This is a genomic window from Algoriphagus iocasae (assembly GCF_014206875.1).
Lineage (GTDB): Bacteria > Bacteroidota > Bacteroidia > Cytophagales > Cyclobacteriaceae > Algoriphagus > Algoriphagus iocasae.
The window spans coordinates 238,483-257,859 of the sequence record NZ_JACIJO010000001.1 but is presented as its reverse complement, the minus strand read 5'-3'; the positions used below and the strand labels follow the sequence as shown (position 1 = coordinate 257,859).

General features: G+C 40.4%; 12 protein-coding genes. All 12 read right to left on the bottom strand.

Features of this window, described 5'->3' with window-relative positions:
* Nucleotides 1-5: 5 nt before the first annotated feature.
* Complete coding sequence (locus FHS59_RS01120; protein WP_184492574.1) at nucleotides 6-1,478, bottom strand: pectate lyase family protein; 1,473 nt, start codon at nucleotides 1,476-1,478, stop codon at nucleotides 6-8.
* A gap of 80 nt (nucleotides 1,479-1,558) precedes the next feature.
* On the bottom strand, nucleotides 1,559-3,220 hold the full coding sequence (locus FHS59_RS01115; protein WP_184492573.1) for a DUF4957 domain-containing protein: 1,662 nt from the start codon (nucleotides 3,218-3,220) through the stop codon (nucleotides 1,559-1,561).
* Nucleotides 3,221-3,251: 31 nt separating this feature from the next.
* Nucleotides 3,252-5,066, bottom strand: coding sequence for a RagB/SusD family nutrient uptake outer membrane protein (locus FHS59_RS01110; RefSeq protein WP_184492572.1), 1,815 nt, complete (start codon nucleotides 5,064-5,066; stop codon nucleotides 3,252-3,254).
* Between the two features lie 11 nt (nucleotides 5,067-5,077).
* Nucleotides 5,078-8,347: a SusC/RagA family TonB-linked outer membrane protein gene (locus FHS59_RS01105; RefSeq protein WP_184492571.1), complete on the bottom strand. Its 3,270-nt coding sequence runs from the start codon at nucleotides 8,345-8,347 to the stop codon at nucleotides 5,078-5,080.
* A 383-nt stretch (nucleotides 8,348-8,730) separates the two neighbouring features.
* Nucleotides 8,731-10,623: a pectinesterase family protein gene (locus FHS59_RS01100; protein ID WP_184492570.1), complete on the bottom strand. Its 1,893-nt coding sequence runs from the start codon at nucleotides 10,621-10,623 to the stop codon at nucleotides 8,731-8,733.
* Between the two features lie 87 nt (nucleotides 10,624-10,710).
* A complete protein-coding gene (locus FHS59_RS01095; protein WP_184492569.1) occupies nucleotides 10,711-11,505 on the bottom strand; it encodes a rhamnogalacturonan acetylesterase in 795 nt (264 codons plus the stop codon).
* Nucleotides 11,506-11,590: 85 nt separating this feature from the next.
* On the bottom strand, nucleotides 11,591-12,346 hold the full coding sequence (locus tag FHS59_RS01090) for a rhamnogalacturonan acetylesterase (RefSeq protein WP_184492568.1): 756 nt from the start codon (nucleotides 12,344-12,346) through the stop codon (nucleotides 11,591-11,593).
* Between the two features lies 1 nt (nucleotide 12,347).
* Nucleotides 12,348-14,021 carry a glycoside hydrolase family 28 protein gene (locus tag FHS59_RS01085; protein WP_184492567.1) on the bottom strand — a complete coding sequence of 558 codons (1,674 nt, stop codon included), beginning with the start codon at nucleotides 14,019-14,021 and terminating at the stop codon, nucleotides 12,348-12,350.
* A gap of 197 nt (nucleotides 14,022-14,218) precedes the next feature.
* On the bottom strand, nucleotides 14,219-15,853 hold the full coding sequence (locus FHS59_RS01080; RefSeq protein ID WP_394353569.1) for a glycoside hydrolase family 43 protein: 1,635 nt from the start codon (nucleotides 15,851-15,853) through the stop codon (nucleotides 14,219-14,221).
* Entirely contained in the window at nucleotides 15,850-16,824 is a 975-nt protein-coding gene (locus tag FHS59_RS01075; protein WP_184492565.1) for a pectinesterase family protein, read from the bottom strand. Before FHS59_RS01075 ends, FHS59_RS01080 begins: the two co-directional genes overlap by 4 nt.
* Nucleotides 16,824-18,020, bottom strand: a complete 1,197-nt coding sequence (locus tag FHS59_RS01070; protein ID WP_246388249.1) for a glycoside hydrolase family 88/105 protein — start codon at nucleotides 18,018-18,020, stop codon at nucleotides 16,824-16,826. Before FHS59_RS01070 ends, FHS59_RS01075 begins: the two co-directional genes overlap by 1 nt.
* A 50-nt stretch (nucleotides 18,021-18,070) precedes the next feature.
* Nucleotides 18,071-19,351, bottom strand: coding sequence for a DUF4861 domain-containing protein (locus FHS59_RS01065; protein ID WP_184492564.1), 1,281 nt, complete (start codon nucleotides 19,349-19,351; stop codon nucleotides 18,071-18,073).
* Between the last annotated feature and the right edge of the window lie 26 nt (nucleotides 19,352-19,377).

The window sequence follows — 19,377 nt, the reverse complement described above, 5'->3', positions numbered from 1 at the left end:
AAGTCTTATTTTTTGAGGGGAAAGTCTTTGATGAGACTATTTAAATAAATCTCAAGATAAGTATAGGGCGTACCTGATTTTATTTCTGTAGCATCGGAAGAATCATCAGGATCTAGAGAATTTTCAGTTTCCCATGAATCTGGAATTCCGTCCAAATCACTGTCATTAACAGCTTCTCCTTCGGATAAATCCGGCCATCCACCGACATCTGCCTGAGAGTCAATAATACCATTTGTACTTCCCAAAGAGCCTTCGAATGAATAAGAATTATCCTGTAAGTTCTGAATTATCCTTTGGTCCACTATATCCCTAACTTTGGAATTACCAGCATATTTCATCACCAATGACAAAGCTTCTTCCGCGCTGTGGGTAATCACATTGTCTTCGATATCATGTTCTTGATTTTTTCTAAGTCCGGCAATTTCATCTTCGGACACAGTCCCATAGCTGGAGTGAAACTGATTCAAAACCCCATAAGTCCAATTATCAGCACTGGTCTGAGAGCTTCCTTCCACGACATTGCCATTTATGAAAAACTTACCCCAAATATTATAAACCTCGGTACCTACATTTTTATTCTTGTCTATGGAAACAATCCGATTCCGCTTGCTTCCTGAAGGTGTTGCTGGTCCTGGTTTATAATAATTATTGACCAAATTGACATTCATTGCTTCACCTCCATAGGTACTGTTGGATCCCCAGTTATAGATGACATTATTCCTTATGTCCACCTTATCCGTCAGAGCAAAAGCTTTTCCCGCTTCCTCCCCTAGTCTTGGATTTCGACTATCATGATGCGCTAGCAGATTATGATGAAAACTGGCATTTTTCCCGCCCCAGATGCCTCCGTATCCATGAGACCCTTTTTCATGGACAGAATTCTTCAGGCTTTCAGAAATAATACACCATTGAAGTGTTGTATTTTCATTAGCATAAAAAGTGGCTGTCTCATCAGTAGACCAACTTAAAGAGCAATGGTCAATGATGATGTTTTTTTGAAATCTAGCTTCCAAAGCATCCGCTTGCTGCTTTGCCTCATCACCCATTCTAAATCGAAGGTAGCGGATGATTACATTACTAGCATTGATCACAACTGGAAAATCCCTAATTGTAATCCCATCACCAGGAGCACTTTGGCCGGCGATGGTTAAATCGCCAAAATTGATCAGCAGTCGGGATTTCAACTGAATGGTACCGCCGATATTGAAAACTATGGTCCTTTTCCCACTTTGATTGATAGCATGCCTCAAGGTACCTGCAGATCCATCATCTGTCAATTTTGTAACATAGTAAACTTTTCCTCCTCGACCTCCAGTAGTAAACTGACCAAAACCTTCTGCACCTGGAAATGCATATACAGGACCATCATAAGGGGGTTCTTCTACTATAGGATCCGGATCGAGAATAGGCGCTTCATTAGTCTCACCACAAGAAATAAGTGCCCAGACTATGGATATAAGCAAATAATGAAATTTCAAATCTTCCTATTTTTTGGGCCATATCAAGAAAAAAGTGTGGCTATTGCCACACCTTTTCTAAATCTATTACCCATGTTAATCTACAAAACAACTCTCCATCTAGAATCCCCAGAATCAAATCTTCCTGCAAAGCCATTGTCTTTGAAGTTGAAATTATTCATGGCTGGATTTACCCAAAGATCATCCTGACCTCCAGAGTAATTGCCAATTGGGAATCCCGGAATTTCGCTATCTGAAAAACTAAAATCACTAGTACTATATACATTGACAATGTCCAAAACCGTATTATCTAGGCCTTCGATTCCTCTGATTGCATAATTTTCTGATTCACTTTCGTCCCAACCGTGGCCAAAAATGCTGTTCTTGATGCTGATACCATTGGTGACATTATTATTGCCATCACCGCCTCTATATCTGAAAATACGGTTACCGCTGGAAATAAAATTCCCAAACGTACAAGATTCAATCTTAATTGATTTTGAATTATTTCTTGAAGTAATTCCACCTTGAATTTTATTGAAAGTAGAATTCTCAAAAACGATGTTATCCACATGCGCAGTTAGTTCATCATCACTTGGATTGGTATCAGTGGTAAGCAATCCATAACCGCCTATGCTGTCTACCAAGGTGTTTCTGATAATATAATTCTCCAAACCAACGGTTCCCCTTATTCTAATTATCCCACGGACAGTACCTATTTGGCAATTTTCGAACAATAACTCACGTACATTGACATTTGAAGTGTTTGGATTGAAAATATAATCCCCGGAATAATCCGCACCTCTTAATTCCAAATCAACGAATCGAATATGGTCAATCTGAGCTCCCTCGGCAATATTCCAATTTCCAGTTGTATATAGCTTTGCTTTTTGCTCACCAAAACCATAAGCTGCCCGAATAGTAATAGATCTGGTCAATGGCTCTTCAGGAAGGTCATAAGTAACACCTCTTTTCACTAAAATGATTGCGCCTTCAGGAGCAGTCAACACCGCGTCAGCTACAGCAGATGGACTTTCATTGTCTCTAACATCGATTACATTTGGATCATTTGGATCGATATCTTTCTCACGTGTAGTATAATCCACCCAACCTCTTAATTGCTCACCGCTATAGATTGCAATCTGATATTCAGTCTCTGGTTCAAGCCCTTCCTGAATAGCCACTCCTGACAGTGCTTCTTCGGAAGTCACTGGTCTCTCCTCAAATAATGGAGTAGTCAACTTCAAGTCCTCAGCAGCAAAAACTTTCATCCCAGTCACAGCTGCTCCGGCATTAATCCAGGTAACACGAGCAGCAATATCAGTGACATCATATCGGGCTGGTTCGTTTAGGATAGTAGGAAATCTTTGTGTCCTGACATTCCCCAAATCCGATGCCTTACTGTCATAAACTGACTCAGAAGCCCTTGCAGTTGCTCTAACTTGGTAAAGAGTGTTCCAGAACAACTCTTCCCCGACCAACTCTTTATCAATCACCACATAACTGGTGTCAGTTTCAATCAGATATTCTACAGTCTGAAAGGTATCTCTACTCACTTCCAAAGTATAAGAAATAGCTTCTTTCAGCTTTCCCATATTCACGATAATTGAATTACCTTCTGAAAAGAGGTCTTCATTCAGTACCGGTCTGAAAAGTCTTGTCTGCTCATAGATGGTCTCTTCCTCCTTACATGCTGAGAAAGCAATAATACCAACCATCACCAGCAGCAAGGAAGATTTTATATTGAATTTAAATTTTTTCATGTTCAATTTCTTTTGGGCGGTGTTAATCGAATTAAAACTCATAGCCGTCATTGGTCAGAGTACCTTGACTATTCGAGATTGCAGAAGTAGGGATTGGGAAAATGTACCTAACAACACCTGGCTGTGGCCCATTGATATAATTGGCCCAGTCTTTTGTAATCCATTCAGAGTACTGAAGTGTCTCATCATGCATACTCAAAAGGAATGGAACCTGATTCCAGGAATCATCTGGTGGAGCCACAACTTTTGTATTTGGATTTAAAAGAACGAACTGTCCGCTTTCATTTACTTTCCAGTACATGTAATCAGGAAGATTTCCTGTACCATTGAAAGCATCATCAGCCATCTTTTTAAGTCCTTCGACTGTTTCTTCCATCTTCTGGGAATAATTTCCCCATCTGATCAACTCGTATTTACGGATCATCTCGCCGCCAAATTCCCAAGCTCTTTCATCTACGATTGCCTCAAAGAACGACTCTTTACTTACCGATACCTCATCTACATACTCATCCACTTTCTCAGTCCATAAATCATCAGAAAAGGCACGTCTTCTAACTCTTTTCAGTGCTTCCTGTGCTTCGCCTGATGGACCGTTCAACTCATTTTCTGCTTCAGCATACATCAGCAAAACATCAGCATAGCGCATCATAGGCCAGTTGATACCAGTTCCTTTAGCAGAAGATGCTCCCGGAGGATTTTCCAAGAAAGCTCGACTCCACTTGCCTTGGGAAATGTTTGTTCTGTTATTGACAAACTCTTTTTCAAAGCTTGAATTGATCTTATACAGCGCGCAGGTCACATCTCTCCTTACATCCAGTGTATCAAATGAGAAGTAATAAGTAGGAGGAATTGCCATGTAGTTATTACCTGAACCAAAGCTATGGGCAGCGGTAGGTCCACCTTCTACAGTGATCCCGATATTCCATGCCACATCACCATTTCCAAGTGCAAAAGGCACCTCAAAAAGAATTTCAGAATTGACTGGAGAAATGAATTTTGACTGATTCAAAAATACCTGTCTGTAATCAGCAGGAAGTTCCCTGTCTTTCAGAGCAATTAATTTTGCTGTGTAATCTTTGGCGATTTGATAATAATCCAAGTAGTCAGATTCTCTTGCCAGCGTCAAATCAGGTTTTAAATAATAACCACCTCTTTGCAAGGCAATTCTTGCTATCATTCCCAAGGTATATTCTCTGGTTACTTGCTCGATCCCGAAAGGAGTTTCATCAGCCCACATCATCTTCTCTTCCACTTCGATCATGTCTTGAATTACTCCAGCCAAAATCACATTTCTATCTTCCTTTGGAAGTAAAAACTCACCACCAGCCACTGGAGCCTCATTGACATAAGGGACATCACCAAAGTAAAAGGCCAAAATACTGTACCAATAAGCCTTCAATGTGATTGCTTCTCCAAGAAGATGATTCATCGTTCTAGCTTCCACTGGATCAGAAGACTCCAATTTGCCACTGGCTCGAAGGCCTTCGATAGAAATATTTGCATCTCTGATCGCGCGGTAAGCATAAGTCCAGACAATATCCAGATCCCGATTGCTTTCCAAAGCATCTAAATTCCAAATTTGGTATCTATCCCCAGAATTGGTCCAACCGCTTTGATGCTCGATATCGGTGTTTCCTGCCATATTGTTGGAAAGACGAGATCTAAATGCATCCTGTCCGAAATGGGAATAGACCGCATTGACTCCTTTTCTGGCATCATCGACATTCGAGTAGATATAATTAGTATCGAATGTGGAGATGGATTCTGGCTCCAGAAAATCACTGCATGACATCATTAGGACTGAAGCTGCAGCTACAACTATATATTTTAATTTTATTGCTTTCATTTTCAGTTCAATTAGAATGTGATGTTTACTCCGACGGTATAAGATCTACTTCTTGGGAAAGAAGAATAATCCACGCCTGGTGTCAAGGCAGCGTATGAACTACTTCTGGAAGTACTAACTTCAGGGTCATACCCTGTGTAATCAGTCCAGATTTTCAGGTTGTTCCCTGTCCCATAAATTCTAAATTGAGACAATCCAATTTTTGAAATCAGTTCTCTTGGGAATGAATATCCTACAGTCAGGTTATTGAGACGGATAAATGATCCATCCTCCACTGCCCAATCTGTGATTACAGCTTGAGCAATTCCAAAACTGTTGTGAGACCACATCGTCTTACCTTCATTCAATTCACCTAACTGACCAAGGTCAGTCACTACTTCACCAGGAGTACCTGTAAAAGATCCATCCACATCGATATATGTGAATCGATTATCTGAGCTCATCATGGTAGTCATATTACCATAGGTCACTCTTCTGAATTGGTTGTATTGAATTTTACCGGTATTGTAAACATCATTTCCATATTGGTAATTGAAGAATACAGAAGCATCAAATCCTTTGAATCGGGCGTTTATTCCAAAACCACCTTGATTTTTTGGAAGCGCATTTCCAATCACTTTTCTATCTTCTGCATTAATCACTCCGTCTCCGTTCAAATCCTTGATTTTCATAAAACCAGGTTTGATGTTAGTATTTCCAACAGTAGAGCCTGAGTTAGGTACTCCTTCTTTCAGCTCGTATTGGCCTGTAACAGTATTGTATGCTTGGAAGTCATCCACTGAATAAAATCCATCTGAAACATAACCGTAGATATCACCAAGTTTTCCTCCAACTCTCAAGTAGTAATCATTGATGTTATTCAAGTCAGTACTTGCCCAGTTGGACTGGAAGAAGCGCTCATTTGTACCATCCAACTCTTCAATTCTAGCCACGTTGATACCGGTATTGAAATTAACAGAGATGGAGAAGTCCGTTTTGTCAACCAAGAAAGCGTTGATTCCTAGTTCAAAACCTTTATTCGAAGTGCTTCCTACGTTGTCCCACTGTGTAGCAAAACCAGTGTTTGGTGGTATGGCAGATTGTAAAAGAAGGTCTTTTGTCGTATTGGAATAAAGGTCAATGCTACCTTCAATTCTTGACTGTAGGAGCGTAAAGTCTAAACCTAAGTTTCTGTTGATGGTAGTTTCCCAAACCAAATTTGGATTGTACAACACAGAGCTACTTGGTGTATAATACACATTGTCTACGTTTCCAAAACCTGGACCTCTGTTTGTAGAACCTTGGAAAAGGAATTGTGTTGCTGTTGCATCAATTCTATCATTTCCGGTTTCACCCACACTGACTCTTAACTTCAATTCGTCGATAAAGCTGGACGATCTTAGGAACCCTTCCTCAGAAAGTTTCCATCCAAAAGCCAATGCTGGGAAAATCCCCACTCTATTTTCTTTTGAGAATTTTGAAGATGCGTCAGACCTTACTGTTGCAGTAAGCAAGTACCGATCTTTAAACTGGTAATTTGCTCTACCGAAAAGCGAGAATCGGTTGATATCTGTATTATTTCTTGTCTCTAAACGATCAGTTCTACCAAAAGTCATATTGGCAAATAATTCCTCCGGAGTGATGGAAAGTCTGAAATCCTCAGAACGGATCATGGCATAGGTACCACCTGTGGAATACACTTCCTGACCCACTAGGAAGTCCAAAGAATGATCTTTCCCTAGACCCTGAACATTCCATGTAAGACTATTTAACCAACGATAAGAGAAACCTTCTGTATTGGTTTTCACACCAAGAGGTAAGCTTCCGCCATTGTTAAATGATTCACCTGTCAATGGACCATAAAATCTTAAATCTTCACGGAAATTTTTAGAGCCATTAATTGTGGATTTGAAAGTCAGTCCGTCTACAATGCGATAAGTTAGACCAGCATTAAATACATAATCATTATCAGTTCTTTTTCTCCAATCTTGTTTTGCTAACTCAGTAGGACTAACTAAGCTTAAAAGGAATGACTGGAAATCATCTTCAGAATTTAGATTGTTAATATCAATATCCAATTCATCGGCAATACCATTTACGGGTCTTGTCTGAACAGCATCTTTAATATTAATCTGGGCATTTCCAGAAGTTCCAGCTCCATCCACCACCGTATTAGTGATTCTTGCCCCGATATCCAAGGTCAACTTCTTCGCTAATTCCTGACTTAACTTAAAGTTGATCACATTTCTTTTATAGCCAGAATAAAGCATCAAGCCCTCATCGGTGTTATTTGTCAAACTGAGCATCATCTTCGTCTTGTCAGTTCCACCGGTGATAGACAAATTATGGTATTGTGACAATTTTGGGTCACCGAATAATTCATCTTGCCAGTCTGTTCCTGGTTTTTGCTTATAAAGCTCTAAGTCATCATAAACTCCATAGAATCTCTCGAATCTTCTCAAGTCAGCCTCTGATCTTAACTTCGCATATTCGTAGTTAGCCATCACATACTCATATGGGTCTAACACGTCATAGCGACGGTCTTTTGGTAAAGTTTTAAACTGAAAGAAGTTATTATATGAAACGGAGGCCTTTCCAACGGTAGGAGTTTTAGTAGTGATTACAATTACACCATTAGATGCTTGTGCCCCATATATTGCTGTCGCAGCAGCATCTTTTAAAACAGAAATACTTTCGATGTCTGTTGGTGGAATATCCCGGATACTGCTTACAATAAATCCATCTACTACATAAAGAGGCGCATTATCCTGCGTAATGGAGCCACCACCACGAACACGAATCACCACATCAGCATCTGGTGAACCATCAGTCGTCAATACGTTGACACCAGGCAGTCGACCGGTAATAGCCTGCGCAGCACTGGCAACAGGGATTTTGGCAAGTTCTCTTCCAGACATGGATGCTACCGAACCTGTCATATCTGTTCTTTTTACAGTACCATAACCAAAATCAACTACCTCGACAACTTCCAGTTGCGAGATATCCAATTTCAGCTCTACGTCAATGGTAGATTTTCCTTCAATAGGAACTTCTTGTGTTACCATTCCGATCATGGAATAGACTAGGGTTCCATTAGGATCATTGACAGTGATGGAGTAAGCTCCATCAATATCAGTAACCGCACCAGTAGTGGTACCCTTTAGCAAGACGGTGGCTCCCGGAAGAACCTCGCCTTCTTCACTCGTTACTGTACCAGAAATCTTAGAAGTTTGAGCTTGCACCTCAACCACCAAAATCGTCAACGACAGCAAAAGCAACGATAAGAGTTTAGTAAAATTCATTTCAATTGAATGAGGGTTATTGTTATTAATTAGGTAGGAAATTATTGGTTGGGGAGCTAGGTACTTGGCGAGTTGATGCGATCCTTTCCACACAGCAGTCAAAAAATGGAGGCGACATATTCCTAGGGTACTTCATGATTTATTTTGGGTTATTACTGATATTGACTCTACAATCGATTGCTAAATTTGAGCAATCGATTGCATGATAAAAAATAAAATACTTATTCTCAAGAGTTCTTTGTTTTATTTACAAAAAACAGAATCTATTTGCCAAAATAGGCTTTTTCCTTTTTGAAAATTTTGCTAAATATTGAAAATCAAGACCAAAAAATGATTTTGCGTAATCGATTACGTGCGCAAACGATTACACATTTATTGAAAAATTATTTATCAAAGACTCGATCAAAAAATTGAATCATTTTTTCTATGGTTGGCTCAAACCAAGGATTGTACAACCAAAAGGGATGGGGAGTATCCGGAAAAGTGTGCACTTCTGAATAAATTCCTTTTGCATTGAGTTTGTCTATTAATTCATCTCGCCCTGCATGAAAACGAGGATACTGACTCTGTATAAAAAGGATAGGTTTATAGATAGGGTTCTGGAGATACAATGGAGAGGCTGCATCCCATACTTCGGGTTTTTGCTCGTAAGTTCCTCCAAGCCATTCTGAAGCCACTTGTCCTTCTGCAGATTCGGGATGATGAAATGCCAAAACTCCATCCATATCCACGATTGCTTGCACTTCCGAACTTGCATCTAATTCCGAAGTTCCTTCATACTCCTCTGTATTGGTCATACCTACCAAAGCCGCGATTTGTCCTCCAGCAGAACTACCGGAAATAGCCATTTGAGAAGAATCAATTCCAAACTCATTTGCATGCACTTTAAGCCAACGAATCGCTTCTTTTACATCATGAATCCCTGCAGGATATTGCGCCTCCGGCGAAAGTCTATATTCTACCACAGCGGTCACGTAGCCTCTTTCTGCCAAAGCAATTGCCATGGGAATTTGAAGTTCCTTATCTCCTGACTTCCATCCGCCACCATGAACCATCACAATCACTGGGCGTAGGGATTCTGCCTGGGTCGGTGAGAAAACATCCAATTTCAGTTCCCTTCCACCGAGTTTTTTATAAATATGTCCTCTACTTTCAGTCACCGATTCGCTGGACTGTATTTCTACCGGGGTAATCTGAGGAAAATTCTTTACATCCTTTTTCCAGGCATCTTGGAGGTTGAAAGAGCCATCTTTTTCAAAACCAAACCATCGGTTTCCATAAAAATCTGAATCCTTTGTTTTCCCGGCAAAGACCTCATATACATGGAATTTCTTTGCTTGGTTTTCTGTCAGTTGATGCGACCATACCACTCTTTCCTTCGAATTGGCTCCAGCACCAAAACTCCCATATTCAGCATAAAAAACAGTTTGCTCTGCCTTTTCGCGTCCCCAATTATGCCAGCCTTCTGGAACAATATGAGCTCCCATCTCCGTATTGATAAAAACCGTTATGGCAAAATCCCGCCAAGGTCTTCCCAGATAAACTTTTGTTACTTCAGGAGCTGAAGTGAGTTTGCAATCCTTGAACACATATCCATATTCTACCCATTCCGGAGTGGAAGCAGCTGTGATGTAAGAATCCGCTTTGGAGTGGATCACACAGTTTTCAAAAACCGCTGTAGCAGAGCCAAAAATAAAATCCGTGGTACCCTCTATATAGCAATTTCTATAGAGTTGACGGGAGTTTTCGCCGGAGGCAAACATGGTATCTTGGTTACCAAGAAAGCGGCAATTTTCGAATACCAGTCGATCTCCTTCTGCATGTAATGCTACGGCCTGTCCTACATTTCCAGCTGTATTTTCAATGGTCAGGTTTTTAAAAGTCAGGGAATTCCCCAAAACTTTCAGTGTGTAAGTCTCAAAAGTCCCCATATTATCCTTCGCCGCATAATCATCAAAGGTAATGATCGTGTTTTCTGGACTTTCTCCTTCAAACGTCACATTCGTCACCGGCCCAAGAATGACCAACTTCTCTTTATAAATGCCAGGCTTGATATAGACGGTAATAGGTTTTGGCAAATAAACCCGAATCGCATCCAAGGCCTCTCCAATGGTTTTGAAATGCCCAGAACCATCCTGCGCTACGACAATATCATGCTCAATTTTACCCTTCAGCTTTTCAGAATCAAGAGGTTTAATCTCTCCCGAAGTCACCTGAGAAAATGAATTGCTAATTATCAAGAGCAAAAACACCAGATAAAAAAATGCTGATTTCATAAAGTACTTCATATTATCTGATTTAATCTAGGCTCTTTGTTCTTGATACTTGATTCTTGGCTCTATAATCTTGAATCTAGATAATTGCTACTTGATACTTCCTGCCAATTCCCTCATCCCTTCCTGCACCAAAGCTGCCACGGCTTTCGCGCCTTCCGGCTGGAAATGCGTATTGTCTTTTTGTCCATCAGGATAGGCTTCATATAGTCCAGGACCGAAATTCATAAAGTAATTTTTGGTCACAAATTCCTGACCTTTTTCAGAGAAAAAATCCATAGAACGCTGGTTCAAGTCAATCATTAATGCACCCAACTCAGCTGCAACTTCTTTTGCCGCAGCATCATATTCTCCGTGCACATTTTGTAAATGACCATCCTTCCAAGGGTAGTTTCTAGCAACCGGTGTGAGAACAATTGGAGTAGCTCCTTTCTCTCTCGATTGATTCACAAAAAGCCGGATATACTCTTTGTACCCCTCAACAGTCACATAACGTTCAGTCTTATCTTTCGCAGCATCATTGTGCCCAAACTGCATGATCACAAGATCACCTGCCTTTAATTCTTTATAAACAGCCGACCATCTCCCTTCTTCGAAGAAAGTTCGGGTACTTCTCCCTCCACGAGCTCTATCATCCACAATAATAGAATCTGCTTTCACTAAACCCTGCAAAGATTTGAGGTTTTCTTTGTTCATAAAAGGCTGAAAAACCTGCCCCCAGCCGGTTACTGGATATCGGTCTTTCATATAATCTTCATCTCCTCCATAGTTGGAATAATCTGCCATAGTGGAGTCTCCAATCAAGTAGATTTTTTGGATCTTTTCTTTTGGGGCGAACGCTGAGGTAACAAAGATCGCAAGAAATATTGCTAAATATTTTTTCATGTTTTTTTTTGGTTGGTCCACAGACGACGATCAACAGTCCACTGCGGGGAACCGTTGTCCGTGGACGGTGGACTGTCGGCTTATTTTAATCCTTAAGAAATTTCATCAATTCAGGTAATTCCCTTTTCAGTTCCTTGATCGCCAAGTCACTTACTTTGAAAGCTCCTGTTGGGGATAAATGCGTATTATCCTCCACTCCTTTGGGGAATTTTTCATATTCTCCTGGTTTGAAATGAAGAAAAAGCTCCTTGGATTTCTCCACTCCCCATTGTTCCAAAAGCTCCACAGTCTTTTTATGAAGATCAAAAAGTGGAACCTCCATTTCAGCCGCAACCTCTCTTACTACCTCAGAATACCTGCCATGTGTATCCGTCAAAACCCCGTTCTCATCAAAACTTCTTCTGGAAATAGGAGTCGCCAATACTGCTTTCCCTCCCTTTTCTCTCACCTCATTAACAAATCGAATCAAATTATCTCTGTAAGTAGAGTCGGCAAAAGCATAACGATCGGCTGAATTGATTTTCTGATCATTGTGCCCAAACTCTACAATGACATAATCGCCCTCTTTCAATCGGTCCATCACCACATCCCATCGACCTTCGGCACGGAAACTTTTGGTACTTCTTCCATTCATCGCATGATTTTCGAAGCGGATTCCTTCTTTGAAATACAATGGAAAAACCTGTCCCCAACCTTTTTCAGGATTGCTTACTCCATAAGGTTTATCTGCCATGGTTGAATCTCCAACAAGAAAAAAGGTGATCTCTTCCTCACTTTTCCCTCCAAAAAAAGTTGAGAAAAATAAAGAAATGGTGGAAAGTAATATGATCAAAGTCCTCATTTTATTTAATTTTTATGGCAGATTCTGAAACACCATTTCCCTTCAAAATTTGATCTGAATTCTTAAAATCTGCTTGATCAAATTCTACATTATCAGAATTCCCCAACACTCGAACAGCTGCTTTCCCATTCTCTTCAAATTTAAATCCGCTCACTTTTACACCCTGGCTATTGTAGATTGTCAATGGAACCTCATCTGTCCCCAAAACTTGAACATTGATCAGTTCAAGCCCTTCAGCATCTATCGCGGTGATTCCTTTTTTAGCTTGTAAGACAGCATTTTCTAATCTGACATTTTCCAGTTTCATCTCTGGCAATCCCATAAAAAAAGCCGCAATTTCAGAATCTGTCACCGTAATATTCTTCATGCTGATATTTCTGAAAACCGGGGTTTCCTCTGTTACAGGCACTAAATTTTCCTGTCTTGCTTCATCTTCTGCGCTTTGATCTTCTTCGATCACAGGACTATTTCCTGTGTAAAACATATTGAATCCAATAGCCTCTGTAGGTATGCCCACCATATCGATATCAGAAATCCAGATATTCTCCACTACTCCTCCGCGACCTCGTGTACTTTTGAATCGCAATCCTATATCAGTGCCGATGAAAGTACAGGCAGAAACATGGATGTTTTTCACACCACTGGACATCTCACTTCCAACAGTCACTCCACCATGACCATGGTAGACGATGTTGTTTTTGATGATCACATTTTCGGTAGGAATTGCTCTATCCCGGCCGTCTTTATCTTTTCCGGATTTGATGCAGATCGCATCGTCACCCACGTCAAACGTGTTATTATAAATCAAAACATTCTTGCAGGATTCGAGATCCAAGCCATCCCCATTTTGGGAATACCAAGGATTCCTCACATTCAGATTTCTGATGATGAGGTCTTCACTCATCAGCGGATGAATATTCCAGGCTGGAGAGTTTTGGAAAGTCGGCCCGTCCAATAACACCACCTTACTTTCCCGGATACTTACCATCACTGGACGAAGGAAATCCTTCATTTTTTGCAATTCATCACGATCGGTAATATCAGGTACGTTAAAGCTGGAACTAGCCTTATATCCGTCTAGATAGGATTGTGAAGGATACCAGTTTGAGCCTTCGACAATTCCACCGCTTTTCACCAAATCTTTCCATTGGGATTCGGTCATTTTCCCTTTCTTCACAGCTCTCCAAACCTCTCCACTCCCATCGATCGTACCCTTACCGGTAATCGCAATATTTTCTACTTGATAGGCATTGATTGGAGAAAGGCAACGTACCGTATTTAAGCCTTCAAAACTGGTTTCTACCAAAGGATAATCGTCCTTATCCTTACTGAAAATGATTAGGGCACCATCTTCCAAATGAAGATTTACATTGCTCAAAAGAGTGATGGGACCAGTATACCAGACACCTCTCGGCACCAAAACCTTTCCCCCACCTGCTTTATTGACAGCTTCTATCGCAGATTTAAATGCATCAGAATTTTTGGTCAAGCCGTCACCAACTGCTCCATATTCTATGATGTTTTTTTCAAAATCAGGAAAGCTAACTTCCTTCACTTTTGGCATATCAAATTCCACCCCGTCATAAATGGTTTCAATAGTTTGCTGGGCAAAAGCCGGAATGCAAAGCAATGCCAGAAGCAAAGCAAAAACCGTATTCATATTATTTAGTCTCATATTTTGGGTATTCTTATTTTTAATTTTCTTTCCTTTTTTCAAATTCTTACTTCTTTTTTGGAATTTCTTCTCTCTAAAATATCTGAACCTGAAATCAACCTCTGAGGTCCAAAAAAACTCGTAAATCGTAAATCACTTCGTATTTCTCATTTCGTACTTCTAACTTCCTACTTCCTTACTTCACACTTCCTCGCTTCCTATTTCGAAAATCTAAACCAATCCACATCGGCAAATCCGCTATCATTGGTTTTGGTATTTCTAATGGCAAAAAGACCAACTTTTGCTCCGATCCATTTTCCAGGTACAGCAGTAAAAGTTTCCTTTATATCTTCAAATTTCTTTCCATCGATAGAGTAAGCAAAAGTGCAAATCCCACCTTTGTCAACTTTTACACGCAGTTGTATTGAGTAAGTATCCAGCTTGGCTATTTCTTTTTTCACTTCGGGTTTCCCATGTTCCGCATCTATACTAGTCACATAATTCAGAGAAATCCCCTCTTCTGTACTTTCCAAAGCCAAGTACGCATAGCTCATTCCCATCACGATCAAGCCAACCTGCTCATTTCTCAATTTTGGATTTGGATAAAATTCTAGCGAAGTGGTCGTAGTGAATTCCTCCGCGGGGAATTTTTGAAGCAACAAATTCGGCGCATCCCACAAGTTTTTAGCATCCTCAGGAAGTTGAGCTGTAAACAATCTCAATTTGCTTTCCGCAGGATTGGCAAAAGCACAAGTAGCCAAAGGATTTGCCTGCCATTGCCATTGTAGCCCTATGTCATTTCCACCAAATTCATCTGTATCTGGAGGTGTAGCAATTGCCTGTTTTGCATTGACATCAGGCTTTTTATAGGTCAAGACTGGCTGGCCAGTCCCATCTCCATCCGGATCATCTCCCATGGTAGGCCAGTCATTTTTCCAGTTCATCGGCTGCAAATGCGTAATCCTGCCATAAGCCTCCACATCCTGAAAATGCACAAACCAATCTTCACCTGACTTAGTATCTATCCAAGCGCCTTGATGTGGGCCATTGATGGGCGTATTTCCCTGTGCTAATGAAATATGCTCTTCATAAGGTCCGTATGGATTTTTTGACCTTAAAATCAACTGCCAACCTGTAGATACTCCTCCAGCTGGCGCAAAAATATAGTAATACCCATTTCGCTTATAAAACTTCGTGCCCTCCACTGTCGGATGCGCATCATGCCCATCAAAAACCATTTTGCCAGCACCAATCGTTTTGGTTCCTTCCCAGTTCATAGGCTTTACGACTAACACGCTTTTAATCCCAGCCCTACTTCCTGCAAATGCATGGGATAAATAAGCATTTCCATCCTCATCCCAAAGTGGACATGGATCGATCAACCCTTTTCCAGCTTCCACTAAAATAGGTTCCTCCCATTTCCCAAGTGGATCTTTTGTTTTCACCATGTAAATCCCAAAATCAGGATCTCCCCAATAGATATAATATTCTCCTTCGTGATAGCGAATGGATGGAGCCCAAACACCATTTCCATGCTGAGGCTTTGAAAAATGATCAATCGGGACCTGTCTTTCCAGTGCATAATTCACCAATTCCCAGTTCACCAAATCCTTCGAATGCAGAATCGGCAAACCCGGCACAGCATTGAAACTGGAAGCGGTCATGTAGAAATCTTCCCCTACCCGGACGACATCCGGGTCTGAATAATCAGCATGCAAAATCGGGTTGATATAGGTACCATCGCCCTGATCTGCCACCCAGACTTTTGACACTTCATTTTGCTGCGCAAAAACGGAACTTGCAGCAGCGAGTAATACACAAAAACTGTAAACTAATTTTTTCACTAAATCTATTTTTCAATTTTACTTTTTGGATTCCACTCATCTTCACCTGCCAGGACTGATTCAACAGTGTATTTAACAACTTCATCTTCAGTCAATTGATGAGCCCATGATACTCTTTGAGAGGCATTTGCACCAGGACCTGTCGAACCATATTCTGCATAAAAGGCGGTTTGCTCTGCATTGGGTTTGTTCCAATTATGCCAACCTTCCGGCTTTATATGAGCCCCCATTTCCGTATTGATAAACACCGTCTGCGCATAATCACGCCAAGGTCTTCCTAAATAGACTGAGTTTTGAGGAGCATCTCCTGTAAGTTTGCAATTGATAAATACGAAGCCGAATTCCGTCTCTTTTTCAGTCGATGCAGCTGTGACATAACCGTTCGGTGCTTTGGAAAAAATCTCACAGTTTTCAAAAACTGCTGTGGACCAACCGAAAATAAAATCTACGGTTCCTTCTATGTAACAATCCTTATAATATTGCCTGCTTCGATCTCCATGAGGATAAAGTGTATCCTGAAACCCTAGAAATCTGCACTTTTCAAAAATGACTTTATCTCCATCCACGCGAACAGCCACCGCTTGACCTACAGGTCCTGAGGAATTCTCAAACGTGATATTTTTGGCATAAAAACCATCTCCAAAAACAAAAAAACTGGTTGATCCAGTGGTACCCATTTCCTCACCAAACTTATTTTTTTTCTGAGCGAAGTCGTCATAAGTCATCAAAGTAGTTGCAGCATCCTCTCCGATAAGAGAAATATTGGTTTTTGAAGCTGCCAGAACCAACTTTTCTTTATAAACACCTGGCTTGAGTAGGATTCTCGTTTCATTTTTTCGAAAATCCGGAACTGCATCAAAAGCCTCTTGGATTGTCTGAAAATCTCCAGAACCATCTTTTGCTACGACAAAGGCAAATTCCTGAGCAGAAACAGGTCCGCTCAGGAAAATCATAAACAAATAGACAATAGATTTCTTCATTACTTAGCAAGTTGTTCGTACTGCAAAGAGGCCAAAATAAATGGGCCAACACCCTTTGGATCGTTGACACGTATTTCTTCGCCTACATAATATTCAAAAGATCCATCTCGATAAGGATTTCCTCCAAGTCCTGCCACTCCACAAACATTGGTAATGCTGATGCTTCCATCTGGCTCTTCTTTAATAAATTCTGCAAGCATTCCTTCATAGGCTTTCTTGCCAGCCGCCAAATCATCTGTATCTAAATAGCCTTTTTCCGCTCCTTTGAGAAGGAAATAGGCAAACATTCCAGAAGCAGATGATTCTAGGTAATTCCCTTCGCGAGTTCCTTGATCCACTACTTGATACCATACACCTTCTGACGTTTGATAGCGTTGGATTCCTTTGGCCAGTTTTTGGGCTATCACGATAATGTCTTTTCTTTTTGCATGATTTTCAGGAAGATAGTCTAACACATCTACCAATGCCATAGCAAACCAACCTATGCTTCTGCCCCAATAATTAGTAGAAAGTCCAGTTTCTGGATCGGCCCATTTTTGCTCATGACTTTCATCCCAAGCATGGTGATACAGTCCCGTTTCTTCACTGTAACCATACTTGTCCATCAACAAGATTTGATTTGCGACATCATCAAATAAGGCTGGTTCATCGAAGTTTGCTGCATACTTGGCTAAAAAAGGTGAACCCATGTAGATTCCATCGAGCCACATTTGATGAGGATATACTTTTTTATGCCAAAAGCCTCCTTCTGAGTTACGAGGATGATTTCTCATTTGATCTCTCAATTCCTCTATTGCCAGCTTATACTTTTCTTCCCCAGACTCCAGGTATAGATCTATCAAAAACTTACCTCCGTTTACTCTATCAATATTGTAATCTGATTTTTTATAGGTTTTAATAGTTCCAGCGCTATCCACCATAAAATCAGCGAATCCTTTGGCATAGTTATAAAAAGCAGAATCTCCACTTGATTTCCACACTTCGATCATTGAAGACATGATTAATCCATGGGTATATTCCCATTTTGGCTTTTGATTGAAGTCAATCGTCCAACCTTCGGGATTTCGTTGTATTTCGGATTTCGCCATCCATGCTGCATAAGATTCCGCAGGCTTTTCTGAAGTTTTAATAGCACAAGAAACAAAGCAGATCAGCAGAATGTGACCTACTTTGTTTAGGTTTAATAGGTTAAACATTGGTTCCATTAAGGGTTTATTGAACGATAAAAGTCCATGAATCAATCAAGTTAAAAACTGACTTTCAAAGGGTTAGATTTTTCTAAAATGATTTTATCCAAATAGGATTGAAAGGCTTCTCTGGAAGTAATTCCACCTGGTTCTTGTTCCCAAGCAGCCAAGAAATAATAACTCAGTTTTTTGCTACTGCCATCAAACACCAAAACATGTGAAAGATCATCTGAAGTCTTTTCCTGAAGTAAGGCCGTAGGGTAAATCAATGCAATTCCAAGATTATCCTCTGCCAAACTTTGAGGCCCATAGCTTGCTATATACCCATATTCCAATTCATCCGAACTGGTAAAAAATTCGGCCTTAGTATCTTTGATAAGGCCAGTTGCAAAGTTCTCAATGGCATTTGTAGATTTTAAATCCATTCTTGACAACCTCGTTCCGGCATGGATAGAAATATTAGAAAGAATATCGGTTTTGCCACCAGGAAGATCCCAACCAAAATAAGTAGTGAAAACCGATGAATATATAGGTCCATTATTAGTGATCTCTGAAAATAGACTATCTGTGACATCTACTCTACGAGCCGCACCATTTTCAAAAGTAGCAATACTTCCCAAGCCCAAGGTCTTCCCTACCTTCAAAACATCCATTCCCCAATCTGCAGGCTCATGGTATGAATTGAAACCATCTTGACCTACATCCTGAAGCACGGGAGTTTTGACTTTTTTACCAAAAACATCTATCCCATTTCTCCAATCCAAATAAAAACGATAGCCCACCAAATCAGACTCCCATCCAGGCCCCTCATATCGGATAAACCAAGAATGATCAGTATGCTCAGCAGGCACAGAAAGGGAATTCACATTTTCAAAATGCCCCCCGAAGTACTCTCTATCTTTAAACTCTCCACCAAATTTATGGGAAAGTTCAGCCTGGGTTCTCTTGGAATATTCTGGTTTTAAACCTTCTTCATCTGAAACAATTTTAAGTTCAATAGTTACGGAGGCCCCTATTTTTGGTAATACAAAAGCCAATCCCACATCATTTCCATTCTCATTCCATTGGGATGGGATTTCTTCCTCATCGGCATAAACCCTGAATTGATTCTTTTTTGACTCTGGAAATTTATTCTTCATTTCTTGAGAAGAAATCACAATTAGCTCTTCTTCTCTTTCCTGATCAAGAGGGTTTTGAATTTTCAATAAATGGGTAACTGAAGAATTTGCATCTTCTTCTTTTTGTTGCGCACAAGAAAAAATTGAAATGGCAAAAAGTCCATTTAGAATACAGAATAGGGCTAACCTAATCCAAGGAAGGTTTGTCGTTTTTGGGTCCATTAAATCACTATTTATCAGCAGATTAA